General features: G+C 57.0%; 26 protein-coding genes and 1 pseudogene. 15 read left to right on the top strand and 12 right to left on the bottom strand.

All coding sequences use genetic code 11. The annotated features are described in order from the left end of the window. Positions 1-56: 56 nt before the first annotated feature. The 3 genes from proQ to htpX all read left to right on the top strand — a co-directional run bounded on the left by proQ (position 57) and on the right by htpX (position 3,922). Positions 57-734: an RNA chaperone ProQ gene (proQ, locus tag KB890_RS24120; RefSeq protein ID WP_002911385.1), complete on the top strand. Its 678-nt coding sequence runs from the start codon at positions 57-59 to the stop codon at positions 732-734. 19 nt (positions 735-753) lie between these two features. After that, positions 754-2,802, top strand: coding sequence for a carboxy terminal-processing peptidase (gene prc, locus KB890_RS24125; RefSeq protein WP_004145536.1), 2,049 nt, complete (start codon positions 754-756; stop codon positions 2,800-2,802). Between the two features lie 235 nt (positions 2,803-3,037). Continuing rightward, entirely contained in the window at positions 3,038-3,922 is an 885-nt protein-coding gene (gene htpX / locus KB890_RS24130) for a protease HtpX (RefSeq protein WP_002911381.1), read from the top strand. A 65-nt stretch (positions 3,923-3,987) separates the two neighbouring features. On the opposite strand, the gene KB890_RS24135 is transcribed toward htpX, so the two are convergent. Further along, positions 3,988-5,358, bottom strand: coding sequence for an MFS transporter (locus KB890_RS24135; RefSeq protein ID WP_004180431.1), 1,371 nt, complete (start codon positions 5,356-5,358; stop codon positions 3,988-3,990). Positions 5,359-5,535: 177 nt separating this feature from the next. Here KB890_RS24135 and kdgR point away from each other — a divergent pair, with 177 nt between their 5' ends. Continuing rightward, positions 5,536-6,327, top strand: coding sequence for a DNA-binding transcriptional regulator KdgR (gene kdgR / locus KB890_RS24140; RefSeq protein ID WP_002911378.1), 792 nt, complete (start codon positions 5,536-5,538; stop codon positions 6,325-6,327). Between the two features lie 56 nt (positions 6,328-6,383). On the opposite strand, the gene KB890_RS24145 is transcribed toward kdgR, so the two are convergent. Beyond that, positions 6,384-6,623, bottom strand: coding sequence for a YobH family protein (locus KB890_RS24145; RefSeq protein ID WP_004145533.1), 240 nt, complete (start codon positions 6,621-6,623; stop codon positions 6,384-6,386). A gap of 159 nt (positions 6,624-6,782) precedes the next feature. Between KB890_RS24145 and mgrB the strand changes: the two genes are divergently transcribed. The 6 genes and pseudogenes from mgrB to rlmA all read left to right on the top strand — a co-directional run bounded on the left by mgrB (position 6,783) and on the right by rlmA (position 11,040). Next, positions 6,783-6,926: a PhoP/PhoQ regulatory lipoprotein MgrB gene (gene mgrB, locus KB890_RS24150; protein WP_002911375.1), complete on the top strand. Its 144-nt coding sequence runs from the start codon at positions 6,783-6,785 to the stop codon at positions 6,924-6,926. A 74-nt stretch (positions 6,927-7,000) separates the two neighbouring features. After that, entirely contained in the window at positions 7,001-7,291 is a 291-nt protein-coding gene (locus KB890_RS24155; RefSeq protein WP_002911374.1) for a YebO family protein, read from the top strand. A gap of 590 nt (positions 7,292-7,881) precedes the next feature. Next, positions 7,882-7,953, top strand: a pseudogene (locus KB890_RS24160) (DUF2627 domain-containing protein); the annotation flags it as partial. A gap of 85 nt (positions 7,954-8,038) precedes the next feature. Further along, the gene (cspE, locus tag KB890_RS24165; RefSeq protein ID WP_001062678.1) at positions 8,039-8,248 is read left to right on the top strand and encodes a transcription antiterminator/RNA stability regulator CspE; all 210 of its coding nucleotides are present in this window, start codon (positions 8,039-8,041) and stop codon (positions 8,246-8,248) included. 187 nt (positions 8,249-8,435) lie between these two features. Then, a complete protein-coding gene (gene ftsI / locus KB890_RS24170; RefSeq protein WP_002910924.1) occupies positions 8,436-10,184 on the top strand; it encodes a peptidoglycan glycosyltransferase FtsI in 1,749 nt (582 codons plus the stop codon). Between the two features lie 61 nt (positions 10,185-10,245). After that, a complete protein-coding gene (gene rlmA, locus KB890_RS24175) occupies positions 10,246-11,040 on the top strand; it encodes a 23S rRNA (guanine(745)-N(1))-methyltransferase (RefSeq protein ID WP_002910922.1) in 795 nt (264 codons plus the stop codon). 3 nt (positions 11,041-11,043) lie between these two features. On the opposite strand, the gene mntP is transcribed toward rlmA, so the two are convergent. From mntP to manX, 5 genes are all read right to left on the bottom strand, one after another. After that, positions 11,044-11,610, bottom strand: a complete 567-nt coding sequence (gene mntP / locus KB890_RS24180) for a manganese efflux pump MntP (protein ID WP_002910921.1) — start codon at positions 11,608-11,610, stop codon at positions 11,044-11,046. Between the two features lie 418 nt (positions 11,611-12,028). Next, on the bottom strand, positions 12,029-12,487 hold the full coding sequence (locus KB890_RS24185; RefSeq protein ID WP_002910920.1) for a DUF986 family protein: 459 nt from the start codon (positions 12,485-12,487) through the stop codon (positions 12,029-12,031). A 62-nt stretch (positions 12,488-12,549) separates the two neighbouring features. Then, a complete protein-coding gene (locus KB890_RS24190; protein WP_004145526.1) occupies positions 12,550-13,401 on the bottom strand; it encodes a PTS mannose transporter subunit IID in 852 nt (283 codons plus the stop codon). A gap of 12 nt (positions 13,402-13,413) precedes the next feature. Continuing rightward, on the bottom strand, positions 13,414-14,214 hold the full coding sequence (locus KB890_RS24195) for a PTS mannose/fructose/sorbose transporter subunit IIC (RefSeq protein ID WP_002910918.1): 801 nt from the start codon (positions 14,212-14,214) through the stop codon (positions 13,414-13,416). Positions 14,215-14,270: 56 nt separating this feature from the next. Continuing rightward, positions 14,271-15,242 carry a PTS mannose transporter subunit IIAB gene (gene manX, locus KB890_RS24200; protein ID WP_002910917.1) on the bottom strand — a complete coding sequence of 324 codons (972 nt, stop codon included), beginning with the start codon at positions 15,240-15,242 and terminating at the stop codon, positions 14,271-14,273. A 446-nt stretch (positions 15,243-15,688) separates the two neighbouring features. Between manX and yoaE the strand changes: the two genes are divergently transcribed. Beyond that, positions 15,689-17,248 carry a CNNM family cation transport protein YoaE gene (yoaE, locus tag KB890_RS24205; RefSeq protein WP_004145524.1) on the top strand — a complete coding sequence of 520 codons (1,560 nt, stop codon included), beginning with the start codon at positions 15,689-15,691 and terminating at the stop codon, positions 17,246-17,248. A gap of 33 nt (positions 17,249-17,281) precedes the next feature. On the opposite strand, the gene KB890_RS24210 is transcribed toward yoaE, so the two are convergent. The 4 genes from KB890_RS24210 to pabB all read right to left on the bottom strand — a co-directional run bounded on the left by KB890_RS24210 (position 17,282) and on the right by pabB (position 22,506). After that, the gene (locus tag KB890_RS24210) at positions 17,282-18,859 is read right to left on the bottom strand and encodes an EAL domain-containing protein (protein ID WP_004180430.1); all 1,578 of its coding nucleotides are present in this window, start codon (positions 18,857-18,859) and stop codon (positions 17,282-17,284) included. Between the two features lie 182 nt (positions 18,860-19,041). Beyond that, a complete protein-coding gene (gene sdaA / locus KB890_RS24215) occupies positions 19,042-20,406 on the bottom strand; it encodes an L-serine ammonia-lyase (RefSeq protein ID WP_004151445.1) in 1,365 nt (454 codons plus the stop codon). Positions 20,407-20,568: 162 nt separating this feature from the next. Then, the gene (locus KB890_RS24220; protein WP_004180429.1) at positions 20,569-21,147 is read right to left on the bottom strand and encodes a CoA pyrophosphatase; all 579 of its coding nucleotides are present in this window, start codon (positions 21,145-21,147) and stop codon (positions 20,569-20,571) included. Between the two features lie 3 nt (positions 21,148-21,150). Next, positions 21,151-22,506 (bottom strand): aminodeoxychorismate synthase component 1, encoded by a 1,356-nt coding sequence (gene pabB, locus KB890_RS24225; RefSeq protein WP_004180428.1) that lies wholly within the window; start codon positions 22,504-22,506, stop codon positions 21,151-21,153. Between the two features lie 88 nt (positions 22,507-22,594). On the opposite strand from pabB, the gene KB890_RS24230 reads away from it, so the two are divergent. Further along, the gene (locus KB890_RS24230) at positions 22,595-22,780 is read left to right on the top strand and encodes a YoaH family protein (protein WP_004145519.1); all 186 of its coding nucleotides are present in this window, start codon (positions 22,595-22,597) and stop codon (positions 22,778-22,780) included. On the opposite strand, the gene KB890_RS24235 is transcribed toward KB890_RS24230, so the two are convergent. Beyond that, entirely contained in the window at positions 22,781-23,125 is a 345-nt protein-coding gene (locus KB890_RS24235) for a RidA family protein (protein WP_002910910.1), read from the bottom strand. It abuts the gene before it with no gap. Positions 23,126-23,256: 131 nt separating this feature from the next. On the opposite strand from KB890_RS24235, the gene KB890_RS24240 reads away from it, so the two are divergent. The 3 genes from KB890_RS24240 to KB890_RS24250 all read left to right on the top strand — a co-directional run bounded on the left by KB890_RS24240 (position 23,257) and on the right by KB890_RS24250 (position 26,628). After that, positions 23,257-25,167 (top strand): ATP-dependent DNA helicase, encoded by a 1,911-nt coding sequence (locus tag KB890_RS24240; protein WP_020324955.1) that lies wholly within the window; start codon positions 23,257-23,259, stop codon positions 25,165-25,167. A gap of 145 nt (positions 25,168-25,312) precedes the next feature. Then, positions 25,313-26,008: a tRNA (adenosine(37)-N6)-threonylcarbamoyltransferase complex dimerization subunit type 1 TsaB gene (gene tsaB, locus KB890_RS24245; RefSeq protein ID WP_004151443.1), complete on the top strand. Its 696-nt coding sequence runs from the start codon at positions 25,313-25,315 to the stop codon at positions 26,006-26,008. Between the two features lie 38 nt (positions 26,009-26,046). Next, positions 26,047-26,628: a Slp family lipoprotein gene (locus KB890_RS24250; protein ID WP_002910905.1), complete on the top strand. Its 582-nt coding sequence runs from the start codon at positions 26,047-26,049 to the stop codon at positions 26,626-26,628. Positions 26,629-26,774 lie beyond the last annotated feature (146 nt).

Here is a 26,774-nt window from a genome sequence, read left to right on the forward strand (position 1 = left end):
GTCGCCTGTTCATGCCTGCGGCTTGTTGGCTACGTCCGTTGTAATCAGGAAATTTCATGGAAAATCAACCTAAGTTGAATAGCAGTAAAGAAGTTATCGCCTTTCTGGCCGAACGTTTCCCGCAGTGCTTTAGCGCTGAAGGTGAAGCGCGCCCCCTGAAAATCGGAATTTTTCAGGATCTCGTTGAGCGAGTGGGTGGTGAGATGAATCTCAGCAAGACCCAGCTTCGCGCTGCATTACGTCTCTACACGTCCAGCTGGCGTTATCTGTACGGCGTAAAAGCCGGCGCTATTCGCGTTGACCTGGATGGCAATCCGTGCGGCGAACTGGAAGAGCAGCACATTGCCCATGCGCGTCAGCAGCTGGAAGAAGCGAAAGCTCGCGTTCAGGCGCAGCGCGCAGCCCAGCAGGCGAAAAAACGCGAAGCCGCTGCGGCCGCAGGTCAGCAGGATGAAGGCGTTCGCCGTGAGCGTAAACCGCGTCCTCAGCAGCCGCGTCGTAAAGAAGGCGCTGAACAGCGTAAACCGCGTCCTGTTGCGGCCAAAGCCCCGCGTGAAGAGCGTCTTACTCCGGTATCGGATGTTTCCGTTCTGACCGTCGGCCAGGCGCTGAAGGTAAAAGCAGGCAATAACGCCATGGACGCCACCGTTCTGGAAATCACCAAAGATGGCGTTCGTGTACAGCTGACTTCTGGTATGTCAATGATTGTACGCGCAGAACACCTGGTGTTCTGAAACGGAGGCCGGGCCAGGCATGAACACATTTTTTAAAATCACCGCGCTTGCGGGCCTGCTGGCAATAGCAGGCCATGCATTCGCTGTTGATGACATAACCCGCGCAGATCAAATCCCCGTGCTGAAAGAAGAGCCGCAGCACGCGACGGTAAGCGAGCGCGTGACGTCGCGCTTTACCCGCTCTCATTACCGTCAGTTTGATCTCGACAACGCCTTCTCGGCAAAGATTTTTGACCGTTACCTGAACCTGCTGGACTACAGCCACAATGTGCTGCTGGCCAGCGATGTGGCGAAGTTTGCGGCTAAAAAAGACCAAATTGGCGATGAGCTGCGCAGCGGGAAACTGGACGTCTTTTACGACCTCTACAACCTGGGGCAGCAGCGCCGCTTCGAGCGCTATCAGTATGCGCTGAAGGTGCTTGAACGTCCGATGGACTTTACCGGCAATGATAATTTCAACCTTGACCGCTCCAAAGCGCCGTGGCCAAAAGACGAGGCCGAGCTGAACAAGCTGTGGGACGCTAAGGTTAAGTTTGACCAGTTAAGCCTGAAGCTGGCGGGTAAAGACGATAAAGAGATCCGCGACACCTTAACCCGTCGCTATAAGTTTGCTATCCGTCGCCTGGCGCAAACCAACAGCGAAGATGTCTTCTCGCTGGCGATGACCGCCTTCGCTCGCGAAATCGATCCGCACACAAATTATCTGTCGCCGCGTAATACCGAGCAGTTCAACACCGAAATGAGCCTCTCACTCGAGGGGATCGGCGCCGTGCTGCAGATGGATGATGACTATACCGTCATTAATTCGCTGGTGGCGGGCGGTCCAGCCGCGAAAAGCAAAGCGATCAGCGTCGGCGATCGCATCGTTGGCGTTGGCCAGACCGGGAAGTCGATGGTTGATGTCATCGGCTGGCGTCTGGATGACGTCGTGGCGCTGATTAAAGGGCCGAAGGGCAGCAAGGTTCGTCTTGAAATCCTGCCGGCCGGTAAAGGAGCCAAGACGCGTATTGTAACGCTGACCCGCGAGCGCATTCGTCTGGAAGACCGTGCGGTGAAGATGTCGGTGAAAACCGTCGGGAAAGAAAAAGTCGGCGTGCTGGATATTCCAGGCTTTTACGTTGGCCTGACCGATGACGTGAAAGTGCAGCTGCAGAAGCTGGAAAAACAGAACGTCAGCAGCATCATCATTGACCTGCGCAGCAACGGCGGCGGAGCGCTGACAGAGGCGGTATCGCTTTCGGGTCTGTTTATTCCATCCGGTCCGGTGGTGCAGGTGCGGGATAATAATGGCAAAGTGCGCGAAGACAGCGACAACGATGGCGTGGTTTATTACAAAGGGCCGCTGGTGGTGCTGGTTGACCGCTTTAGCGCCTCGGCGTCTGAGATCTTCGCCGCAGCGATGCAGGACTATGGCCGCGCGCTGATCGTTGGCGAACCGACCTTCGGTAAAGGGACGGTACAGCAGTATCGCTCGTTGAATCGTATTTACGATCAAATGCTGCGTCCGGAGTGGCCGGCGTTGGGTTCCGTCCAGTACACCATCCAGAAGTTCTATCGTATTAACGGCGGCAGTACGCAGCGCAAAGGCGTGACGCCGGATATCATGATGCCAACCGGCAATGAAGATCGCGAAACCGGCGAGCAGTATGAAGACAACGCGCTGCCGTGGGATAGCATCAACGCGGCCACCTATGTGAAGTCCGGGGATCTGACCCCGTTTGGACCGGAGCTGCTCAAGCGCCACGACGAGCGTATTGCGCAGGATCCTGAATTCCAGTACATCATGAAGGATATTGCCCGTTATAACGCGATGAAGGACAAACGTAACATCGTCTCTCTGAACTACGCCCAGCGTGAGAAAGAGAACGAAGAAGATGATGCGATTCGTCTGGCGCGGATTAACGATCGCCTGAAACGCGAAGGCAAGCCGCCGCTGAAAAAACTGGACGATCTGCCGAAGGATTACCAGGAGCCGGATCCGTATCTTGATGAAACGGTCCATATCGCGGTAGACCTGGCGCATCTGGAAAAAGCGCGCCCGGCGGTGGAACCGCCGGCCAGCAAATAAGTTGCTAACGGGCACCCTGAGAGGTGCCCGTTTTTTTTGTGCGCGTTGTCATCGCCATTCAGCTCATCTAACAAAATGTCAACCTGTGCTGCCGCTGTCAGCAAGATGCTACAAAATGTAAAGTTGTGTTTTTATCGTGACTTAGCGGGGGCTGATGGTTGAAAATTGCAGCCTGACCCATACGATGTGGGTAATCGCATAGTGCGTTTTGTTAAATTGAGGTAAAAAGAAAATTATGATGCGAATCGCGCTTTTCCTGCTGACGAACCTGGCAGTGATGGTCGTGTTCGGGCTGGTGTTAAGCCTCACGGGGATCCAATCCAGCAGCATGACCGGTCTTCTGATTATGGCCCTGCTGTTCGGCTTCGGTGGTTCTATCGTTTCGCTGATGATGTCGAAGTGGATGGCGCTGAAGTCAGTGGGTGGGGAAGTGATCGAGCAGCCGCGCAACGAAACGGAACGCTGGCTGATGAATACCGTTGCGCAGCAGGCGCAGCAGGTAGGTATTGCCATGCCGCAGGTAGCTATCTATCACGCGCCTGACATTAACGCCTTCGCCACCGGCGCGCGTCGTGACGCCTCGCTGGTCGCCGTCAGCACCGGGCTGTTGCAAAACATGAGCCGTGATGAAGCGGAAGCGGTCATTGCCCATGAAATCAGCCACATCGCCAATGGCGATATGGTTACCATGACCCTGATCCAGGGGGTGGTGAACACCTTCGTTATCTTTATCTCCCGCGTTATCGCGCAGATTGCGGCCGGTTTCCTCGGCGGCAACCGGGAAGATGAAGGGGAGAGCAGCAATGGCAACCCGCTGATCTACTTCGCGGTCGCTACGGTGCTTGAGCTGGTGTTCGGTATTCTGGCCAGCATAATCACCATGTGGTTCTCGCGTTACCGTGAGTTCCATGCTGACGCCGGCTCGGCGCGTCTGGTAGGCCGCGAGAAGATGATTGCAGCCCTGCAGCGTCTGAAAACCAGCTATGAGCCGCAGGAAGCCAGCAGCATGATGGCGTTCTGCATTAACGGTAAAGCGAAATCCATGAGCGAACTGTTTATGACTCACCCGCCGCTGGATAAGCGTATTGAAGCCCTGCGTAGCGGTGAATATCTGAAATAATCTATCTTCTGACGCTGAAAACGAAAATCCGCAGCCCGCAAGCTGCGGATTTTTTTTACCGTCCGTCAGGCTGCGCGCGGCTGAGTGACCCGCAGACCGCTAATTAGCGCGGCGACGATAGCCAGGGTGCCGGCCAGCAGCAGGGCGGTGTGGGTGCCGTTGTTACCGAGCAAATTGAATAGCAGCGCCACCAGCGCCGCGCCGGTGCTCTGTCCGAGCAGGCGAGCGGTGCCCAGCATGCCGCTGGCGCCGCCGCTACGATGGCTCGGAGCCGAGGCGACGATGGTATGGTTGTTCGGCGACTGAAACAGCCCGAAGCCGGCGCCGCACAGCGCCATGCGCCAGATGATATCCAGATCGGAGGGCGACGAGGGCAGCAGCGCCAGGCCGAACAGGCCGCAGGCCATAATCAGCAAACCGATAGCCCCCAGCAGCCCGGCATGACATTTCTCGATCAAATAGCCGGCCAGCGGCGCCATCACCATGGTCGCTAACGGCCAAGGCGTTAGCAGCAGACCGGTCTCCACTTCGCTGCGCCCCATCATCGACTGCAGAAAAAAGGGCAGGGAGACCATCGCCAGCATCTGCGCGCAGAAGGAGCAGATGGAAGTGCAGATAGAGAGAGAGAAGAGTGGGATACGCAGCAGGTCGACCGGCAGCAGGGGGACGGGCATCGTGAGCTGGCGGCGAACGAAGAAGAACCCCACCACCAGCATAGCGGCGACCTCCGCCAGCACCAGCTGAGTGGACTGCCCCTGGGCGAAACCGCTCAGGGCGGTGATCAGCAGCCCGAAGGTAAGGGCGTTCATAATGGTGCTCGGCAGATCGAAGCGGATGATTTTGCTGCGCGCGCTGTTGGGCGGCAGAAAGCGCATGGCCAGAACAAAAGCGACGATGCCGAGAGGCACGTTAATTAAAAACAGCCATTGCCATGAGGCGAGGGAGAGGATCGCTGCGGCGATAGTCGGGCCGGCCGCCGAAGAGACGGCAACGACAAAGGAGTTAATGCCCATGCCGCGACCAAGAAAGCGCTGCGGATAAATCAGACGGATCAGCGCGGTGTTGACGCTCATCAGCGCGGCGCCGCCCAATCCCTGCGCGACGCGAGCGAAGGTTAGCATTTCGAGGCTACGCGACAGCGCGCAGGCCAGCGAGGTAAAGATAAACACCACCAGGCCTATCTTATAGATACGCCGATAGCCGACCATGTCGCCGAGGAAGGAGAGCGGCAGCAGGGCGATGACAATGGCGATTTGGTAGGCGTTAACGATCCAGATTGAAGCCGCCGGTGAGGCGTTGAGATCGCTGGCGATAGTCGGCAGCGCGACGTTGGCGATAGCCCCGTCGAGCACGGCCATGGTCAGCCCAAGCACGATGGTCAGAATGGCGCCATAGCGTTGCGGCAACGGCACGCCATCAGAAGAATTTTTATCCATGGTGAATATGAGTCTTAAATGAAACGGTTTTTTGAATGATGAGTTTAGCATTGATTAATTCGCAGTATGTCGCAGATTTGTAACGAAGTGGCAGAAGAATGATTGCGGCTCAGAGGCGGCGAATTTATAATAAAAACCGGTTCTAATTTTTATAAAACAGTTACGACGAGGTGATAAATGGCAGGTGCAGATTTGGATAAACAGCCAGATTCTGTCTCTTCGGTATTGAAGGTTTTCGGCATCCTACAGGCGCTGGGTGAAGAGCGTGAAATTGGCATTACCGAACTGTCCCAGCGCGTCATGATGTCGAAAAGCACCGTTTATCGCTTTTTACAGACCATGAAATCACTGGGCTATGTGGCACAGGAAGGAGAGTCTGAGAAATACTCTCTCACCCTCAAGCTGTTCGAACTGGGCGCGCGCGCGCTGCAGAACGTCGACCTGGTGCGCAGCGCCGATATTCAGATGCGCGAACTTTCGCGACTGACGAAAGAGACCATCCATCTTGGGGCGCTGGATGAAGACAGTATCGTCTACATCCATAAAATTGACTCGATGTATAACCTGCGGATGTACTCGCGTATTGGCCGCCGCAACCCGCTGTACAGTACCGCGATTGGCAAGGTGCTGCTGGCATGGCGCGATCGCAGCGAAGTGGAGCAGATCCTCGACGGCGTGGAGTATAAGCGCAGCACCGAGCGGACCATTACCAGCACCGAGGAGTTGCTAAAAGTGCTGGATGGCGTTCGCGAGCAGGGCTATGGCGAGGATAATGAGGAACAGGAAGAGGGGCTGCGCTGCATTGGCGTGCCGGTGTTTGACCGTTTCGGTGTGGTCATCGCCGGGCTGAGCATCTCTTTCCCAACGCTACGTTTCTCTGAAGAACGCTTGCATGAATACGTGGCGATGCTCCATCAGGCGGCGCGTAAGATTTCTGAACAAATGGGATACAACGACTATCCGTTCTGAGGCGGCGGATACCGGGTTGGCGACCGCGGCGCTACGTCGCGATCGCCGGTTCGATGTTAGCCGTTATCAACCACGGTTGTGCTTTTACGCAGCAGAGGGCAACTGCTGACGCCGATCACTCCGCTGTCGGAATGAACATAAAGTGCGGTGCTGACTCCGCGGGCGGTGAGGTATTGGCACTTAAGACCCAGACCGCCGACGTTTTCCTCACTGTGGAATAACACCCCATAACCGCTCAATAATACGCCAATCCATAAGATAGCCACCAAGATAATAGTACGAATGATTAATCGCATTGATGCCTCATTATTTGTATGATCCCTGGCGTGATTTTGACACGAACACGTTTTGAAACAAGTCGATGATTCCTAAACTTACCTTTCGTAATACAGTTAGCCGCGGTTTAAGAAGGCCGTGCTATCCTGGCGACATTGCGTACTGATGCGGAGAGTGGAGTGAAAAAATTACGGTGGGTTTTACTGATAGTCATCATAGCAGGCTGCCTGTTGCTGTGGACTCAGATGCTTAACGTAATGTGCGACCAGGATGTTCAGTTTTTCAGCGGCATTTGCACTATTAATAAATTTATTCCGTGGTAAGACATTTTTCTGCCGACTGATTTCCTTCTGCGCCGCGGGTGGTAGAATGAACGCCTTCTCTTTGAGGTGGTGAAATGAGTGAGTTACTAAATCCTGGGATTTTAAATCTGGCATCGCTGGCTGTGTCCGTGGCGCTGCTGCTTGTCGGTCTGTTGTTATGGTTCTTCGTCAACCGCGCCAGTTCGCGGGCGAATGAGCAGATAGAGCTGCTGCAAGCGCTGCTGGATCAGCAAAAGCGGCAGAATGCGCTGTTACGTCGCCTGTGCGAAGCTAATGCGCCAGAGAAAGAGGATGTGGCTGAGCCGACCGTCGCCGGCAAGGCGAAAGGGGAGGATGAGTTTATCCGCCTGGTAGCTGAACGTTAAGGTGCCCGACAGGTGTGCATCATAAGATGCGCACCTGCATGATAGCGGGCGGTAATATCTTATTCTTATTCCATTATTCCTTTCTTAGTGCAATATCCTCTTTATTACACGCTGTAAATAAAGTCATTCTCGCCGCGTTTATTGTTGGGTAACGTGACACTGTCATCTTTTTTTCATTATTAAGGTGCAGAATTAGCACTATTTTTAGCGTGACGACTAACAGGTTTTATTATCACTACACTGGCACGGCTTAGCGATTTTTAGTCTGGAGTTATAACGAATTATGCGCATCAATATTCACCGTTGCCCACCAGACGCTTACATCACAGCAGTTCGTGTACGGACATACCTGGACGAAGCGAAGTTGTTGAGCTATGGTAAAAAAGTTGCAGTAATGAGGCAGCGAATGGGCGATATTGGCTGATGCTGTAGCGCCTTGCCAGGGGCGGCAAAGACGCATAAATGTGCAGGCGATCAAATGATTACCTTATAATTTGTGCGAACGATCGAGACACGTTTAAAAATGGCTTGCCATTATTTACGTAGTGTGTGATAACACGTTTCGGGTTAAACGAGGTACAGTTCTGTTTATGTGTGGCATTTTCAGTAAAGAAGTCCTGAGTAAACACGTTGTCGTTGAATACCGCTTCTCTGCCGAACCTTAAATTAGTGCCTCATGCAGTTATGTGTCAGTTTTATCTAGGTAAACGCCAGCAGGCGAAGAAAACAGTCTAAGGAATTTTGCAAATGGCAAAGATTAAAGGTCAAGTTAAGTGGTTCAACGAGTCTAAAGGTTTTGGTTTCATTACTCCGGCTGATGGCAGCAAAGACGTGTTCGTACACTTCTCCGCTATCCAGGGTAACGGCTTCAAAACTCTGGCTGAAGGCCAGAACGTTGAGTTCGAAATTCAGGACGGCCAGAAAGGTCCGGCTGCAGTTAACGTAACTGCTATCTGATACAAGACCACTCTTCTTGTATAAAAGCCTCGCCTGCGCGGGGCTTTTGCATTTTTATTGCAAAGCATGTCATTTTTCCCCCTCCCGTCGCGTCTTGTTGCAAATACTCATCTTTATTAGCATTGTGTAGCAGTCTGTTTTGCTAATTTTCTGTTAAATCAGTTGGTTGCAAAACAATGCCGGAGCTATGGTGTTAAAGAAAAAAACGAAGTCCGCCGCCAGTTTCACCCCGATTCGCTTCGGGTTACTGTGTGTGGCCATTCTCGGTTGTCTGGGGCTGCTGCTGGTCCGCGTGGGCTGGCTACAAATTATCTCCCCCGATAACCTGGTAAAACAAGAAGATATGCGCTCCCTGCGCGAAGAACCCGTAGCGGTTGAGCGGGGGATGATCAGCGACCGGGAAGGACGGCCGCTGGCGGTGAGCGTTCCGGTCAGTGCTATCTGGATCGACCCGCAGACCACTATGGAGAAGGGCGGTGTGGGCTATGGGCCCCGCTGGCAGGCGATGGCCGAAGCGCTGCACCTCAACCTCGGAGAGCTGGCCCAGCGGGTACAGAGTCATCCCCACGCTCGCTTTCTCTATCTGGCGCGTCAGATCAATCCCGAGCAGGCAGAGTGGATTGATAAACTGCATCTGCCGGGCGTCTACCTGCGCGATGAATCGCGACGGTTCTACCCGGCGGGCCACGTGGCTGCCAATCTGCTGGGCTTTACCAATGTTGATAATCAGGGCATCGAAGGGGTGGAGAAAAGCTTTAACGCCCAGTTGACCGGTAAACCCGGGCGACGTCTGGTGCGTAAAGATAAACATGGCAATGTCATTGAGAACATTACCGAAGTGCCGCCGGTTCCGGCGCATAATCTGCAGCTGAGTATTGATGAACGCCTGCAGACGGTGACGGAAGACGCCCTCGACAACGCCGTCCGCTGGAACAAAGCAGAGTCCGGGGCGGCGGTATTGATCAAAATTGATACCGGCGAGATCCTGGCGATGGCCAGCTATCCGGACTTCAATCCGAACAATCGCGATAGCGCGACGCTGGATGATTTTCGCAACCGGGCCATCAGCGACACCTTCGAGCCCGGGTCGACGGTCAAACCGCTGGTGATCATGACTGCGCTACAGCAGGGGATTGTCCAGCCAGACAGCGTGGTGGATACCCATCCGTTCGTCCTCGATGGCCATCGTATTCGCGATGTGGGCTATTATCCGGAGCTGAGCCTGACCGGGATCCTGCAGAAATCCAGCGATACCGGCGTGTCCCACCTCTCGCTCGCCATGCCGGTGCAGCATCTGATCGATACCTATAAAGCTTTCGGCTTTGGCGAACCGACGGGGCTGGGGTTGACCGGCGAAAGCGCCGGGCTGATGCCGCATCGCCGCTACTGGGGGCAACTGGATCGCGCCACCTTCGCCTTCGGCTATGGTTTGATGGTCACCCCGCTCCAGCTCGCCCACGTCTACGCCACCATCGGCGGCTTCGGCATTGCGCGACCACTGTCGATTACCCGCATCGATCCGCCGGTGATGGGCACGCGGGTGATGCCGGAGAGTATTGTGCATAGCGTGGAACATATGATGGAGAGCGTGGCGCTCCCGGGCGGGGGCGGTACCAAAGCGGCGGTACGCGACTACCGGGTGGCGGTAAAAACCGGCACGGCGAAGAAAATCGGCCCGGACGGCAAATATATCGATAAGTATGTGGCCTATACCGCCGGCGTGGCGCCCGCCAGTCGACCACAGTTCGCGCTGGTGGTGGTGATGAACGATCCGAGCAATGGTTCCTATTACGGCGGCGCTGTGTCCGCGCCGGTCTTCAGCCAGATCATGGGCGATGTCCTGCGGCTGGAGAACGTCATGCCGGACGGCATGCCGCAAGGGGCGGAGAATCTGATCGTAATGCACGATAGCCACCCACAGGGGCCGGCGCTGTAACAGTGGTCTGCAGGGGCGAATAGCGCTACACTTTCGCCCTTTCAGCAACACCGGAGCCGTCATGTCATACAGTTGCCCCCTTTGTCACGCGCCGCTCAGCCGTAGCGACAACCACTATTCCTGCCCGCAGCGGCACCAGTTCGATCTGGCGAAAGAGGGGTACGTCAATCTGCTACCGGTGCAGTTCAAGCGGTCGCGCGATCCCGGCGATAGCGCCGAAATGATGCAGGCCCGGCGGGCGTTCCTCGACGCCGGACATTATCAGCCGCTACGGGATGCTATCGCTGAGCGGCTGCGACATTACGCCCCTACGGATTTACTGGATATCGGCTGTGGCGAGGGGTATTACACCCACGCGTTTGCCGCCATCGCCAGCCGCAGCTGGGGGCTGGACGTGTCGAAGCCGGCGATCCGCGCGGCGGCAAAACGCTATCCGCAGGTGAATTTTTGCGTGGCCTCCAGCCAGCGCCTGCCATTTTCCGACGCTAGCTTCGACGCGGTAGTGCGCATTTACGCGCCCTGCAACGCCGAAGAGCTGGCGCGGGTGGTGCGTCCCGGTGGTTGGGTGATCACCGCCACGCCGGGTCCCCGTCACCTACTGGAGCTGAAAGGGCTGATTTACGATGAAGTTCGCCTGCATGAGCTGAAGACGGAAGCGATGCCGGGGTTCCGCCTGGAGGCTCAGCAGCAGCTGGCTTATCCGATGATCCTGACGGGAAGTGAAGCGCAGGCCCTGCTGCAGATGACGCCGTTCGCATGGCGGGCTAAAGCCGAAGTGCACGCCGCGCTGCGTCAGCAGCCGACCTTTGGTTGCCAGACCGATTTTATGATCCACTGCTGGCAGCGCGAAGCGTAAAGCTTAACCGGCGAAATGGCTCCAGAGGATTTCGCTGCCGATGCCAATCAGCACGATACCGCCGAGAATTTCGGCTCGTTTGCCAAGCAGCGGGCCGATAAAGCGACCGACCATCATCCCCAGCGTCGACATGATAAAGGTGGCGCAGCCGATCGCCAGCGCGGTGGTCACAATGCTGACCTGCAGGAAGGCCAGACCGACGCCGACGGCCATCGCGTCAAGGCTGGTGGCGAAGGCGGTGGTGACCAGAAGCCAGAAACCATGTCGGTGAGGCGCCTCGCACGCCTCGTCGCTGTCGCCGCGAAAACCTTCGACGATCATTCGCCCGCCGAGAAACACCAGTAAAATAAAGGCAATCCAGTGATTCCACTCGAGGATAAACTGGCTGGCCAGCATGCCAAGCCCCCAGCCGACCAGCGGCGTCAGGGTTTCAATGGCGCCAAAAATCAGCCCGGTGCGTACTGCCTCTGAAAATTTGGGTTTATGCAGGGTGGCGCCTTTGCCGATGGAGGCTGCGAAGGCGTCCATGGACATGCCGAAAGCGAGAAGAATGGTAGCGGATAAATTCATGTGCGTGTCCTGACCGGGGATAATCCATATGACACATCGCTGCCCCCAGTAAACATACGCGGAGCCGCTCAATGGCTGAGCAATACGTACAGCAGTGATGTATCTATGGTCTCGCCTGATTGAATCTCTTCAACCCGTACGTGCCACGTTTTGCAACGAGTATGTTGACACGTACATTTCCTGGCGGGCAGGAAATCGGCTACTCCCCAACGACGGGCGCAACCTTAACATATTTTTAGAATATAAAACAATAACAGAAGAGGGCTATTTTAATAACCAAATGATAACGATTTTCATTTAAATTTATAAGTGAAAAAATAGTTAATAAAAAAGATAAGGTTAGGCGGGAAATATAGCCGTGGCTATAATATTTCTCCGCTGCTAACGGGAATAATATAGCGCTGGCTATATTTTTAAGTCATTGAGTTGTAATGAGAAGTTTGTATATCTTCTCCAGATCGTCGATATTTCGTACGCGTATCAGCAGCCGCCGTTGCTCTAATTGCATCACCAGCACACCGTCCTCGGATAAATTCATCTCTTTAATCCGCTGATATTCTATCCACACGTTGGCGAAGAAAAAGCCGCGCGGTTTAAAAATGATTTTCGGCGTACGGATCCAGAATAAATAGAGCCCCATCAGCGCCAGCGCAGATAATAGCCAGGTGGTGATCGCCGTGCCGTGCTGGGTGATGTTGTTATAGATCAGAATGGCGGTGAGGCCGACAAAGATCATGCCGTCAACGCGACTGCGGCGAAGCAGGGGGATGGCCAGCAGTACCGGGCCGTTTCGCCTCGGCATAATAAACTGGTCATATATCGCGTAGGCCAGTAGCGCAAGGATAAACAGGATGATCACCAGGTCCGTGAAGGTCATTGCTTTGCGTTTCTCCTGATAAAAAAAAGCCGGGGGCAAGCCCCCGGCGTACAGCCTGGAAATTACAGACCCAGCAGGCCGACCGCGTAGCCGGCGATACCGATGACGAAGAAGCCAACGATGATCCACAGCGGGTTAACTTTCTTACGCAGCAGCCACATACAGGCGAAGGTCAACAGCAGCGGCACCAGACCAGGCATCAGCTGATCAAGGATAGTCTGCACCGTGGTGACGTGAACCTGTCCGTCAGAGCCGGTGATTTTTGACACCACCATCGGAATGTTCACATGCGTCCACTTGTTAACCAGCGCCCCCATGACAAACAGGCCGAGGATTGACGCCCCCTCAGTCAGTTTCTGCAGGAAGCCGCCGCCCATATCTTTAACGATATCCACGCCTTTGCGATAACCATAGGCGACACCGTAGTAACGGGTCAGCAGACGCACCGCGTTGAACAGGATAAAGAACAGCAGAGGACCGAGCAGGCTACCGCTCATCGCGATCCCGGCGCCTAAGGCTGCAAACACCGGACGCACGGTACCCCAGAAGATCGGGTCGCCAACGCCGGCCAGCGGTCCCATCAGACCGACTTTGATGCCGTTGATAGCGCCATCGTCAATCTCTGCGCCATTGGCGCGCTGCTCTTCCATCGCCAGGGTTACGCCCAGTACCGGAGCGGCAACGTAAGGGTGGGTGTTGAAAAACTCAAGGTGACGCTTAATCGCCTGCTTACGCGCATCGTTGTTCTCCGGGTACAGACGACGAATCGCCGGAACCATAGAGAAGCAGAACCCCAGCGCCTGCATACGTTCGAAGTTCCATGAACCCTGGAACAGGTTAGAACGAATGAACACGCCACGAATATCACTCTGTGTGAGTTTTTTCTCGGTGGTATTTTTAGTCATATCAACCATTTCGCTCACCTGTTAGTCCAGTTCGTTATCGAGATCGTTGTTACCAGCCGCCTGAGCCGGCGCACCGGCGACGCGGTTATATTTCGGGCTCAGCTGGATGTAGAGGATTGCCATGACCGCACCAATCACACCCAGGGCCACCAGGTTGAAGTTGGTGAAGGCGGCGGTGACGAAGCCGAGGTAGAAGAACGGCATCAGATAGCCTGCGCGCATCATGTTGATGACCATTGCATAACCGACAACCACGATCATACCGCCGGCGATGTTCAGACCGCTGGTGACCACTTCCGGGATAGCATTCAGCAGGCCCTGAACTTCGCTGGTGCCGACGGAAATCGCCACGATAACGGCCGGGATAGCGATACGCATCGCCTGCAGGAACAGGGACGAGACGTGCAGCCACGACAGGGCGGTCAGGTTACCATTCTCCGCCGCTTTATCCGCCGCGTGCTGGAAGGCCACGGTGATGGTGCGCACGATGATGGTCAGCACCTGGCCTGCCGCCGCCAGCGGGATAGCCAGCGCGATACCGGCGCCGATGCTCTGATGGCCGGCAATAACCAGGACGGTGGAAATAATGGACGCCAGCGCGGCATCAGGGGCTACCGCCGCACCGATGTTCATCCAGCCCAGGGCTATCATCTCCAGCGTACCGCCGATGATAATACCGGTTTTCATATCGCCGAGAACGGCGCCGATCAGCGTACAGGCGATCAGGGGACGGTGGAACTGAAATTCATCAAGTACCGACTCCATACCCGCAATACACGCGACGATGAACACCAGCACAATCTGAAGAAGGGTAATCTCCATTGTACTTCTCCTGTTGATTAAGTCTTAAAGTGAAAACTGGGGCGCGATCCGCCGGGTTATTTATCAACCTTAGCGATCAGATCCATCATTTTCAGTTTCGGGTCGGTGGACACTTTACGTGCCTCCAGCTCGATACCGCGGGCGTTCAGCTTTTTAAACGCCTCAATATCTTTGGCATCGACTGAAATCGCGTTGTTAACCTGGGTTTTACCCTGGCGGAACGCCATACCGCCGATGTTGACGCTGGTGATTTTCACGCCGCCCTCGACGATACGTTCAACGTCGGTCGGGTTAGTAAACAGCAGCATAACGCGCTGTCCGGCATACTTGGGGTTGTTGTAGACGCGGATCATTTTGGCCACATCCACCACGTGAGCGGTGACGCCCGGCGGCGCAACCTGGGTCAGCAGAGTTTTACGCACGGTATCCGCGGCCACTTCATCACTGACAACGATGATGCGGGTAACGTTGGTCTCTTTGGTCCAGCGGGTGGCGACCTGACCATGGATCAGACGGTCGTCTATACGCGCAAGGCCAATTACCATGTAGTCGTTCGGGCCCATGGGTTTGGCCGGTGCGGCGGCTTTTGGCGCTGCGGCAGGCGCGGGCGCAGGGGCCGCTTTTTCCACCGGTTTGGCTTTAAGCGCTTTCACGCCTTCGCTGCCGGTTTCAACCGCTAAGGCGACCAGTTCATCAAAGGAAGGATCGTCGTCGCGGGCCATGAAGGTTTCCACCAGCATCGGGATATTGACGCCGGCGATAACTTCGTAATGCTCTTTATCGACGACAATGCGGCTCGCAGCGTTGAAAGGGCTGCCTCCCCATGTATCGACGAGAAATAGCACGCCTTTACTGGTATCCAGTTTTGCCAACTGGGCGTTGTATTTCTCGATCAACGTTTCGGCATTTTCACCCGGAACGAAATCGATCCAGCCAACGTTTTCCTGCTCGCCCAACAGCATTTCTGCTGTTTTCAGCAGCTGTTCTGCAGCCCAACCATGTGTGCCTATTACAATAGCAATCGTCACTTGCTACCTCCTTTATTATCGTGAATGCATCATCTGCTTTGATACATCCTGAATCACTCTTGAGGACAAAATCGATTCAGTTAGGGTGTAAGATAGAAAATAGTTACTACCGCGAATTATTTTAGACAGTGAAAAAATAATTAATGTGATGAAGATCCGTTAATCACGTATCGTCTGCGAATAATTTTGCAGCGCAAAAAATAGCCTTAGTTATTGCAAATTCAGGTAAATTATTTCCAATTTCGATCTATATTTTGCTATGTTTAACTTCCGTTTAATTACTCAGGAGTATAGGGCATAGCCCGCAGTATGGACCGTCATCGACGTCTTTTCACTTTCTGGCATCTGATTGCCACCTCTACGTATCCCGCATTTCTTTCAGCACCTGGTGTCGCGCCCCTGCATGGCATGGCGATGACTGACCTTGCCGCAAACCGGAGTCGTACATGGAATTGTTAATGGATCCCTCAATCTGGGCCGGCCTGTTGACGCTTATCGTTCTGGAAATTGTGCTCGGTATCGACAACCTGGTGTTTATTGCCATCCTGGCGGACAAACTGCCGCCGAAGCAGCGCGATAAAGCGCGTCTGATCGGCCTGTCACTGGCGCTGGTGATGCGCCTGGGGCTGCTGTCGGTCATCTCCTGGATGGTGACGCTGACGAAACCACTGATTACCATCGCCGATTTCTCCTTTTCCGGGCGCGATCTCATCATGCTGCTCGGCGGGATCTTCTTGTTGTTTAAGGCGACAACCGAGCTGCATGAACGGCTGGAAAACCGCCAGCACGATGCCGGTCACGGTAAAGGCTATGCCAGTTTCTGGGTAGTAGTATTGCAGATAGTGGTGCTGGATGCCGTCTTCTCCCTGGACGCCGTGATCACGGCGGTCGGGATGGTTAACCATCTGCCGGTGATGATGGCGGCGGTGGTGATCGCGATGATCTTGATGCTGCTGGCCTCCAAGCCGTTGACGCGCTTTGTCAACCAGCACCCGACGGTGGTCGTGCTCTGTCTGAGCTTCCTGTTGATGATTGGCCTGAGCCTGGTGGCGGAAGGGTTTGGCTTCCATATTCCGAAAGGGTATCTGTACGCGGCGATCGGTTTCTCGATCATTATCGAGTTCTTTAACCAGGTGGCGCGCCGTAACTTTGTTCGCCACCAGTCGACGCTGCCGCTGCGCGCTCGGACCGCGGATGCCATCCTGCGCCTGATGGGCGGCCGCAAACAGGCCTCCGTCAGCCATGACGCAGACAGTCCAGCCGCGGTGCCCGTTCCTGAGGGCGCCTTTGCGGAAGAAGAGCGCTACATGATTAATGGCGTGCTGACCCTGGCCCAGCGCTCCCTGCGCAGCATCATGACCCCGCGCGGAGAAATCAGCTGGGTCGACGCTGAACAGAGTGAAGATGAAATTCGTCGTCAGCTGCTGTCGTCGCCGCACAGCCTCTTCCCGGTCTGCCGCGGAGAGCTGGATGAAATCATTGGTATCGTGCGGGCGAAAGAGATGCTGGTGGCCCTGGAGTCGGGGGAAAACGTCGCGGCGCTGGCTTCTGCCTCCCCGGCAATTGTCGTTCCGGAAACGCTGGACCCGATCAATCTGCTCGGGGTCCTGCGTCGGGCGCGCGGCAGCTTCGTCATCGTAACTAATGAATTTGGCGTGGTGCAGGGGCTGGTCACGCCGCTGGACGTCCTTGAAGCCATCGCCGGTGAATTCCCGGACGCTGATGAGACGCCAGAGATTGTCATCGATGGCGATGGCTGGCTTATTAAGGGGTCGACCGACCTGCATGCGCTGCAGCAGGCGCTGGGGCTGGATCCACTGATCAATGACGATGAGGATATTGCCACCGTTGCCGGGCTGGTGATCTCCGCCAATGGTCATATCCCGCGCATTGGCGACGTCGTGTCGCTTCCGCCGCTGCATTTTACCGTAGTGGAAGCGAATGATTACCGGGTCGATCTGGTGCGCGCGGTGGTCACTCGTCCGCCGAGCGACGAAGAAGAGTAATCGCCAGGCTCGCCGGCCGCTGCGGCCGGCGAGTTATTCTGTCGTCTCGCTCTCATCCTCACTCTCCTCCCTGCTGGCCAGCCACGCCGGGAACGCCTCCACCGGCATCGGCCGCGCATAATAAAACCCCTGCAGCACATCGACGCCGTGGCTACGCAGGTAGTTTTCCTGCTCCAGCGTCTCCACCCCTTCGGCAACGGTAACAATATGCAGGCGGTTGGCGAGGGCGATAATAATATCTGTCACCGTCGCGTTCACGCTATCTATGCCTACCGAGCTGGTGAACGAGCGGTCGATCTTCAGGACGTCCGGGCGCAGCTTTTCCAGCCATGAGAGCGAAGTATTGCCGGTACCAAAATCATCGATCGCCAGCTGTACGCCTTTAAAGTGCAGATGTTCGGCCATATGCTGGTCGCCATCCTGCAGGACATCGCGTTCGGTTAGCTCGACCACCAGCTGCTGCACCGGATCCACGCTGAACCAGTAATTGTGCAGGTCGCGCAGCAGGAGTCCGTTAGCGAAATGGCGCGCGGCGACATTGATCGCGATGTGAAAATGGCGGTCGCGAGGAAAAGCGTCCAGGCGGCGAGCGGTTTCGGCAATCACATAGCGGGTGAGAGGGATGATCAGATTATTGCCTTCGGCGATGGGGATAAATACCTCCGGCGAAATCGTCCCACGGCGGGGATTATTCCAGCGCAGCAGGATCTCCACCCCGCAGCAGCGGCCGCTGCGCGCATCCTGCAGCGGCTGGCACCAGAGGGCAAACTCCCGGGCCGAAATGCCAAGGCTTATTTCCCGCGAGAAACTCATTCTGCCGGCGGTGGCCAGCCAGGCGATGCCGGTCATTAGCAGGCTAAAAATCAGCGCCAGCGGCAGCTCGCCGGGCAGCTCCTCAAGCGCAATCGCCGAGGCGCCAGGGCCGTTAATATTGACAGTAAACGGAAACTCCGTAGAGCGCTGGCGATAAATCACCGTGCCCTGCGGGACATGCGCTTTTTCGAGAAGCCCATGGCGGCTGCTAAAATAACGATCGCCAACCTGCAGGCTGACGTCGCTGATCAGGGCCGATTTTTCATTAAGAATTAAGGTTCCCAACAGCTCAATATTCACCACCAGCATCACGCCGTCCAGGCCGTTCTCCGCGGCTGGATACCATTGGATCAGTACCGGCGAGCCTTTGAGCAAGGAGCTGTCGTTCGAGAAGAGCAGCAGAGGGCGGGGCGCAGGAAGCGCGGGCTGCAGGCGATGTAAGTCCGCCTGTCGCGGGCCAAAAATACTGGAACAGTAAACGATACCTGACGTGACGAGGGCGACGGAACGAATGGTTTGCAACGAGGCCGCCATTTTGCGCAGCGTCAGATGGATATCAGGGCAGGGTTTGCCCACCAGAGGGAGCAGGGTGGCTCGCTGCGCGCTTAGCGGGCGCAAGATGTCATTGAGCGCCGCCACCCGTTGGCTGGCGGCCGTGCGAATATAATCTTCATTTACGCTGCGCTGCGAAATAAATCGGATGGCTAATGTGGCGCTTAGGGTCGCCAGGGCTACCAGCAGGCAGACAATAATGCGTTTGTGACGATAGGCCGTAATGACTTTTTGTGCAGTCTGCATGTGCGACACCCTGTCGACAGGACGAGTGGTTAAGCGTGGCTTATTTGATAGAGCAAGTGTAGTGGCAGAATATCGCCAGGTATAGAAAAAAGAAAATGCGCCGTTGAAGGCGCATCAGGGAGATTTCAGTCACCAGGGTTAACCCCCTGCGCGCTTTGCAGGCGCAGAGGGGCACGAAAAGTTTAGTCACACTGAACTTTAATCGCCAGGCCGCCGCGCGAGGTTTCGCGGTACTTGGCGTTCATGTCTTTACCGGTTTCATACATGGTCTCGATCACCTTATCGAGCGAGACGCGCGGTTCGCTGGTGCGGCGCATCGCCATTCGCGCGGCGTTGATCGCCTTGACGGAAGCGATGGCGTTACGTTCAATGCATGGCACCTGCACCTGGCCGGCGACCGGATCACAGGTCAGGCCGAGGTTGTGTTCCATGCCGATCTCCGCCGCCACGCAAACCTGTTCCGGGCTGGCGCCGAGCAGTTCAGCCAGGCCCGCCGCCGCCATCGAGCAGGCGACGCCCACCTCGCCCTGACAGCCGACTTCCGCGCCGGAAATGGACGCATTCATCTTATACAGCGCGCCGATCGCCCCACAGGCCATAAAGTAGCGAATATAGATCTCCGGGCTGACGGACTCGATAAAGTGATCGTAATAGGCGAGTACCGCCGGAACGATGCCGCAGGCGCCGTTGGTCGGCGCGGTTACCACGCGACCGCCGGCGGCGTTCTCTTCATTGACCGCCAGCGCGAACATATTGACCCAGTCAACAACGTTCATTGGATCGCTGGAGAGCTTATCGCTGGCCACCAGCAGACGACGCAGCGCCGAGGCGCGACGCGGTACGCGCAGCGGGCCAGGCAGCACGCCCTCGGTGTTCATCCCGCGGTCGATACAGGCGCGCATGGTCTGCCAGACGTTGGCGAAATAATCCTCGATCTCTTTTTTGCTGTGCAGAGCCAGTTCGTTCTGCATCACCATCCCGGAGAGCGACAGGCCAGTCTCTTTGCAGTAGGCCAGCATTTCCTGCGCCGATTTAAATGGGTAGGGCACCTGCAGTTCGTTGGCGTTTTCCTTGCCGAAGTGCTCTTCGTCGACAATAAAGCCGCCGCCGATAGAGTAGTAGGTCTTGCAGTAGATCTCTTTCTCGCCGGCCCAGGCGTGAATGGTCATGCCGTTTTCGTGCAGCGGCAGGTTGTCGCTACGAAAACGCATGCCGTCATCCGCCGGGAAGTCGACCTCGTGCTGGCCGTTGGCCAGCAGCAGACGACCGCGCGCTTCGACGTCACGGATAAAAGCCGGGATCGCGTCAATATCGACCGTATCGGGCTGATTGCCCGCCAGTCCCATGATAATGGCGATGTCCGTATGGTGGCCTTTGCCGGTTAATGACAGTGAACCGTAGACGTCAACCGCCACACGAGTCACTGCATTAAGCAATCCTTTTTCGACCAGGTCATCGACGAACTGTTTTCCGGCCTTCATCGGGCCAACAGTGTGGGAAGATGAGGGACCAATCCCCACCTTGAACATGTCGAATAGACTAATCACGATAATACTCCTGACAGGGTTACCGCGGGTGCGGTAACGATGTAATAACTGCGCATAGTGTAAGAGGGAAGCGCCCTGTCAGTTCAACTATTCACATGAATTAAACTAATGGCTAACCGCGATTTTACTAATAATGAGAGCGCCCTCTCATTATCAGTATAGCTAAGGACGTGCGCCAATTTGCAGCGCCAGCTCGCGAATGATCCCGGCGGTCATTCCCCAGACAAAATAATGCTGGTACCAGGAGAGCCAGACGCGGTGGTCGTTGCCCCGGCGGTGGATATCGAGCGGATGGTAGCGCCCAAGGCGCAGGGCTTCGGCGAGCGGCATTTCAAATACCGCGGAGACTTCGTCCTGGCTGGCGTGGTAGTGCAGATCCGGGGGAATAATGCCCACTACCGGCGTCACCTGAAAGCCGGTGACGCTGTCCACCGGCGGCAGGACGCCGATCACCTCGACCGCCTCCGGCGGGATCGCCACCTCTTCCTGAGCTTCGCGCAGGGCGGCGGCGATAAGCGTCGCGTCGGTATTATCTACTGCGCCGCCGGGAAAGGCGACCTGGCCGGCGTGCTTGCGCAGCAGCGGCGAACGCTGGGTCAGCAGCAGGCCGGGCTGCGGCCGGCGCACGATCGGCACCAGCACCGCCGCCTGCCGCTGATTGAGCGCATGGCGCGAAGGCTGCGGGCGCAGAAGCTGAAAGCGGGACAGAAAATCATCCAGATTAAGGGCGCGATCCGCCATGGTCTAATTCTCCAGTTGCTGCAGGATACGATTAACTTTATCAAAAGTTTCCTGATATTCCGCCGCTTCCTCGCTATCCGCCACAATTCCGCCGCCGGCGGAGCAGTACAGCTGTCCCTGCCATGCCGTCAGGGTGCGAATGGTGATGCTGGTATCCATATTGCCGCAATAGCTCAGGTAGCCAATGCTCCCACACCAGGCGTTGCGACGCTGGGGCTCCAGTTCATCGATAATCTCCATCGCCCGCACTTTCGGCGCGCCGGTGATCGAGCCGCCGGGAAAGGCGGCGCGCAGCAGGTCGCTGGCGTGCAGCGTCATTGGCAGGCGGGCGGTGATGGTACTGACCAGATGATGGACCGCCGGGAACGGCTCCACCACGAACAGCTCGGGGACCCGCACGCTGCCCGGGACGGCGACGCGGCCGATGTCGTTGCGCATCAGGTCGACAATCATTAAATTCTCGGCGCGATCTTTCGGCGAATTCGCCAGCTTCTCAGCCTGCTGCGCATCTGCCAGCGGCGAATCGAGCCGCGGCAGGGTGCCTTTTATCGGCCGCGTCTGGATCTCCCCCTGGCGCAGCTGGATAAAGCGCTCCGGCGACAGGCTTAAAATCGCCCCTTCATCGAGGCGAATAAAGGCGCTAAAGGGGGCGCGGTTGACGGCGTTCAGCTGGCGGAAGGCCTGCCATTCATCACCGACGTAGCTGGCCTGAAAACGCTGGGCGAGGTTGACCTGATAGCAGTCGCCGCTGTGCAGATAGGCCTGTACCTGGCGAAATTTTTCCCCGTACTGCTGGCGGCTCATATTTGACTGCCAGGCAGAGCTCAGGGCGAAGGTTTCACCCGGCGTCGGCGTTTGCGCCTCCAGCCACTGTAGACGCTGCTGCGGGTCGTCATAGCTGAGCAGCGATATCTGTTGGCGCTGGTGGTCGACGATAAGCGCCCAGTCATAGATCCCCACCGCCATATCCGCCAGCGCGATATCGGCCTGCGCGTGCGAAGGGAGACGCTCAAAGCGACGGCCCAGGTCGTAACCGAATAATCCCAGCGCGCCGCCGAGAAACGGCAGATCGTCATGGGGCTGCGGCGTGAACGGCTGACGATCCAACTGCTGCTGCAGGAGCTGCAGCGGATCTTCCGCTGAGACAACAACGGTTTCGCCGTCGTCGACCCACGTCTGTTCACCGCGCGTCAGCAGCGTGGCGCGCGGGGCAGCCACCAGAATATCAAAGCGGTTATGCGGATGGTCGGCAAAGCCGGAATGCAGCAGCATCGCCCAGGGCAGGGCGCTTAACGGCGCAAAATAGTGTTCGGCCGCATCCGGGCGCCAGGGCAGGGTAATAATCGCGGGGGACAACATCTTTCTCGATCCTGAACGTTGCCGCCCCTCTGGCGTAGTTGGGGACGGCGTGAAATAATTACGCCCCACAATGTAGCAGGAGTAAAAGATGTTTGCAGGTTTACCTTCGCTGAGCCACGAGCAACAGCAAAAAGCGGTCGAACGTATCCATGAGCTAATGGCTCAGGGGATAAGCAGCGGCCAGGCGATTGCCCTGGTGGCGGAAGAGCTGCGCGCAACGCATACCGGCGAGCAGATCGTCGCGCGCTTTGAAGATGAGGATGAGGACGAGTAATTACACCGCGGCGATAATTTTGATCTCAACTTTATACTGCGGGTTCATCAGCGTCGCTTCCACCGTGCAGCGCACCGGGGCGTGACCAGCCACCACCCACGCGTCCCAGGCTTTATTCATCGCCGCAAAGTCGCTTTTATCGGCGAGGAAGATGGTGGCGTCAAGAATACGCGACTTGTCGCTGCCCTGTTTTTCCAGCACCGCGTCAATCTGCGCCAGGGTATTGGCGGTCTGCTCGAAAGCGTCGGCATCGAGATTTGCCGGCACGCCGGTGTAGTACAGGGTCTGGTTGTGGATCACCACGTCTGACCAACGGGCTTCGGCATCAATACGCGTAATTGTCATTGCTTTTTCCTCTTTAAGCATTCCATTCGGCTGCGGCAAGACTGCCATAATGTGCCGCTCGCGTCACTACCCGGACTGGCGAAACGCCGTCCTCCCTGACATAATCACTGTCCAAATAACCAGGGGGCAATGTGATCGACGATTTTGCAGCAGACGGCCAGCTAGCCAAAGCCATACCGGGATTTAAACCGCGCGAGCCGCAGCGCCAGATGGCGGTGGCGGTCAGCGAAGCGATTGAGGCCTCCCGGCCGCTGGTGGTGGAAGCGGGGACCGGAACCGGTAAAACCTACGCTTACCTGGCGCCTGCGCTGCGGGCGAAAAAAAAGGTGATTATCTCCACCGGCTCGAAAGCGCTGCAGGATCAGCTTTACAGCCGCGATCTGCCCACCGTCGCCAAAGCGCTCAAATTCACCGGGAAACTGGCGCTGCTCAAAGGGCGTTCCAACTACCTGTGTCTCGAACGTCTTGAGCAGCAGGCGCTGGCGGGCGGCGATCTGCCGGTGCAAACCCTCAGCGATGTGATCCTCCTGCGCTCCTGGTCGAATCAAACCCAGGATGGCGATATCAGCACCTGCGCCAGCGTCGCGGAAGACTCTCAGGCCTGGCCGCTGGTGACCAGCACCAACGATAACTGTCTCGGTAGCGACTGCCCACTGTATAAAGATTGCTTCGTGGTGAAGGCGCGTAAAAAAGCGATGGACGCCGACGTGGTGGTGGTCAACCATCACCTGTTCCTGGCCGATATGGTGGTCAAAGAGAGCGGCTTTGCCGAGCTGATCCCCGAGGCGGAAGTGATGATCTTCGATGAAGCCCATCAGCTGCCGGATATCGCCAGTCAGTACTTTGGCCAGTCGCTCTCCAGCCGCCAGCTGCTGGACCTGGCGAAAGACATCACCATTGCCTACCGCACCGAACTGAAAGACACTCAGCAGCTGCAAAAATGCGCCGACCGCCTGGCGCAAAGCGCGCAGGATTTCCGCCTGCAGCTGGGAGACCCGGGCTACCGCGGCAATCTGCGCGAGCTGCTGGCGGACAGCCACATTCAGCGGGCGCTGCTGCTGCTCGATGACGCGCTCGAGCTATGCTATGACGTCGCCAAACTTTCGCTGGGCCGCTCGGCGCTGCTCGACGCCGCTTTTGAGCGCGCCACCCTCTATCGCGGGCGCCTGAAGCGGTTGAAAGAGATCAACCTGCCGGGCTACAGCTACTGGTATGAGTGTACCTCGCGCCACTTTACTCTCGCGCTGACGCCGCTGACCGTGGCCGAGAAGTTTAAAGAGGTGATGGCGCAGAAGTCGGGGAGTTGGATCTTTACCTCGGCGACGTTGTCGGTTAACGACGATCTGCATCACTTTACCGCCCGGCTGGGGATCGACGAGGCGCAGACTCTGCTGCTGCCGAGTCCCTTTGACTATCAGCACCAGGCGCTGCTCTGCGTGCCGCGCAACCTACCCCTGCCGAACCAGCCCGGCGCAGCGCGACACCTGGCGGCGATGCTCAAGCCGCTGATCGAGGCCAACGATGGTCGCTGCTTTATGTTGTGCACCTCGCACGCCATGATGCGCGATCTGGCGGAGCAGTTCCGCGCCACCATGACGCTACCGGTGCTGCTGCAGGGCGAGACCAGTAAAGGCCAGCTGCTGCAGCAGTTCGTCAGCGCCGGCAACGCGCTGCTGGTGGCTACCAGCAGCTTCTGGGAGGGAGTCGATGTGCGCGGCGACGCGCTGTCGCTGGTGATTATCGATAAGCTACCGTTCACCTCGCCGGACGATCCGCTGCTAAAAGCGCGAATGGAAGATTGCCGGCTGCGCGGCGGCGATCCCTTCGATGAAGTGCAGCTCCCGGATGCGGTGATCACCCTCAAGCAGGGGGTGGGCCGCCTGATCCGCGATATCGACGACCGCGGGGTGCTGGTGATCTGCGACAACCGGCTGGTGATGCGCCCCTACGGCGCGGTGTTCCTGGCCAGTCTGCCGCCGGCGCCGCGAACCCGCGATATCAGTCGGGCGGTGCGCTTTCTCGCCGTACCGCCGGCAAGGTAATCCGCACTAAAATGTGTTAAGCTGCGCGCCATTTTGTTAATTAGCGGTTCCCAATAGACTTCGGGCGGCATGGCGGCGGGTTGGCCGTTTGCCGGAAATCAGGCTGCCTGAAGGCCTGAACTATGTAACGAGAGCGTGACCACCCATGCGAATTTTGGCTATCGATACCGCCACAGAGGCCTGCTCCGCGGCTCTGTGGAATGATGGCACCCTTAGTGCTCATTTCGAAATTTGTCCCCGCGAACATACCCAACGTATCCTGCCGCTGGTGCAGGAGGTCCTCACCGAGAGCGGCACCACGCTGAGCGAGCTGGACGCGCTGGCCTTTGGCCGCGGTCCGGGCAGCTTTACCGGCGTGCGCATCGGCATCGGTATCGCCCAGGGGCTGGCGCTGGGCGCCGAACTGCCAATGATTGGCGTTTCCACGCTGGCCACCATGGCGCAGGGCGCCTGGCGCAAAACCGGCGCCACCCGTGTGCTGGCGGCCATTGATGCGCGTATGGGCGAAGTCTACTGGGCCGAGTACCAGCGCGACGAGCAGGGCGTCTGGCATGGCGAAGAGACGGAAGCGGTGCTCAAACCGGACGCGGTAGCCGAACGACTGGCACAGCTTTCCGGCGAATGGGCCACCGTCGGCACCGGATGGCAGGCGTGGCCGGATCTGGCGAAAGCGAGCGGACTGACCTTAAGCAGCGGCGAAATTGAATTGCCGGCGGCGGAGGATATGCTGCCGTTAGCCTGTTACCTGCTGGCGGCGGGGAAAACCGTGGCCGTGGAGAAAGCGGAGCCGGTTTATTTGCGAAACGAGGTGGCGTGGAAGAAACTTCCAGGCCGCGAGTGAATCTCAGTAACAAGAAGACTGAGAAAAGGAGTCGCATCATGGCGGGTCAAAAACAGGGCGTTCGCTGGCTGTTAGCCGCGGCGGTTGCCGTTGCGCTAAGCGGCTGCGTGTCAGTGCCGGATGCCATCAAAGGCACCAGCCCGACGCCGCAGCAGGATTTAGTGCGGGTGATGAACGCGCCGCAGCTGTACGTTGGCCAGGAAGCGCGCTTTGGCGGTAAGGTGGTCAATGTGCAAAACCAGCAGGGGAAAACCCGCTTAGAAATCGCCACCGTACCGCTGGACAGCGGCGCGCGGCCAGTGCTGGGCGAGCCGTCCCGCGGAAGGATTTTTGCTGACGTCAATGGCTTCCTCGATCCGGTGGATTTCCGCGGTCAACTAGTGACCGTGGTCGGACCGATCGCCGGGGTGGTTGACGGCAAGGTGGGCAGCACGCCGTATAAATTTATGCTGATGAACGCCACCGGCTACAAGCGCTGGAACGTAGTGCAGCAGGTGGTGATGCCTCCGCAACCTATCGACCCGTGGATGCTGGGTCCGCGCCCCTGGGGCTACGGCTATGGCGGCTGGGGCTGGTACAATCCCGGCCCTGCTGAGGTGAGAAACGTTGTAACCGAATGATTTTGTTGTTTATGTTAGTTCAAAGAAACAGCGGCCGGTCCGCTGTTTCTTTGTTTTCAGTCGAATAAGAAAAAAAATAGTGACGCGCTTCGCAACCTGCTCATTGCCTAATTAATAAACTGGTACGCTGAGTTAATATAATGTTA

Origin of the sequence: Klebsiella sp. P1954 (assembly GCF_018199955.1) — a bacterium.
Lineage (GTDB): Bacteria > Pseudomonadota > Gammaproteobacteria > Enterobacterales > Enterobacteriaceae > Klebsiella > Klebsiella pneumoniae.

Excerpts from the sequence above, each read along its gene's own strand:
- proQ (WP_002911385.1), top strand. The coding sequence starts at position 57 with ATGGAAAATCAACCTAAGTTGAATAGCAGTAAAGAAGTTATCGCCTTT.
- prc (WP_004145536.1), top strand. The coding sequence starts at position 754 with ATGAACACATTTTTTAAAATCACCGCGCTTGCGGGCCTGCTGGCAATA.
- htpX (WP_002911381.1), top strand. The coding sequence starts at position 3,038 with ATGATGCGAATCGCGCTTTTCCTGCTGACGAACCTGGCAGTGATGGTC.
- KB890_RS24135 (WP_004180431.1), bottom strand. The coding sequence starts at position 5,358 with ATGGATAAAAATTCTTCTGATGGCGTGCCGTTGCCGCAACGCTATGGC.
- kdgR (WP_002911378.1), top strand. The coding sequence starts at position 5,536 with ATGGCAGGTGCAGATTTGGATAAACAGCCAGATTCTGTCTCTTCGGTA.
- KB890_RS24145 (WP_004145533.1), bottom strand. The coding sequence starts at position 6,623 with ATGCGATTAATCATTCGTACTATTATCTTGGTGGCTATCTTATGGATT.
- KB890_RS24155 (WP_002911374.1), top strand. The coding sequence starts at position 7,001 with ATGAGTGAGTTACTAAATCCTGGGATTTTAAATCTGGCATCGCTGGCT.
- cspE (WP_001062678.1), top strand. The coding sequence starts at position 8,039 with ATGGCAAAGATTAAAGGTCAAGTTAAGTGGTTCAACGAGTCTAAAGGT.
- ftsI (WP_002910924.1), top strand. The coding sequence starts at position 8,436 with ATGGTGTTAAAGAAAAAAACGAAGTCCGCCGCCAGTTTCACCCCGATT.
- rlmA (WP_002910922.1), top strand. The coding sequence starts at position 10,246 with ATGTCATACAGTTGCCCCCTTTGTCACGCGCCGCTCAGCCGTAGCGAC.
- mntP (WP_002910921.1), bottom strand. The coding sequence starts at position 11,610 with ATGAATTTATCCGCTACCATTCTTCTCGCTTTCGGCATGTCCATGGAC.
- KB890_RS24185 (WP_002910920.1), bottom strand. The coding sequence starts at position 12,487 with ATGACCTTCACGGACCTGGTGATCATCCTGTTTATCCTTGCGCTACTG.
- KB890_RS24190 (WP_004145526.1), bottom strand. The coding sequence starts at position 13,401 with ATGGTTGATATGACTAAAAATACCACCGAGAAAAAACTCACACAGAGT.
- KB890_RS24195 (WP_002910918.1), bottom strand. The coding sequence starts at position 14,214 with ATGGAGATTACCCTTCTTCAGATTGTGCTGGTGTTCATCGTCGCGTGT.
- yoaE (WP_004145524.1), top strand. The coding sequence starts at position 15,689 with ATGGAATTGTTAATGGATCCCTCAATCTGGGCCGGCCTGTTGACGCTT.
- KB890_RS24210 (WP_004180430.1), bottom strand. The coding sequence starts at position 18,859 with ATGCAGACTGCACAAAAAGTCATTACGGCCTATCGTCACAAACGCATT.
- KB890_RS24220 (WP_004180429.1), bottom strand. The coding sequence starts at position 21,147 with ATGGCGGATCGCGCCCTTAATCTGGATGATTTTCTGTCCCGCTTTCAG.
- pabB (WP_004180428.1), bottom strand. The coding sequence starts at position 22,506 with ATGTTGTCCCCCGCGATTATTACCCTGCCCTGGCGCCCGGATGCGGCC.
- KB890_RS24230 (WP_004145519.1), top strand. The coding sequence starts at position 22,595 with ATGTTTGCAGGTTTACCTTCGCTGAGCCACGAGCAACAGCAAAAAGCG.
- KB890_RS24235 (WP_002910910.1), bottom strand. The coding sequence starts at position 23,125 with ATGACAATTACGCGTATTGATGCCGAAGCCCGTTGGTCAGACGTGGTG.
- tsaB (WP_004151443.1), top strand. The coding sequence starts at position 25,313 with ATGCGAATTTTGGCTATCGATACCGCCACAGAGGCCTGCTCCGCGGCT.
- KB890_RS24250 (WP_002910905.1), top strand. The coding sequence starts at position 26,047 with ATGGCGGGTCAAAAACAGGGCGTTCGCTGGCTGTTAGCCGCGGCGGTT.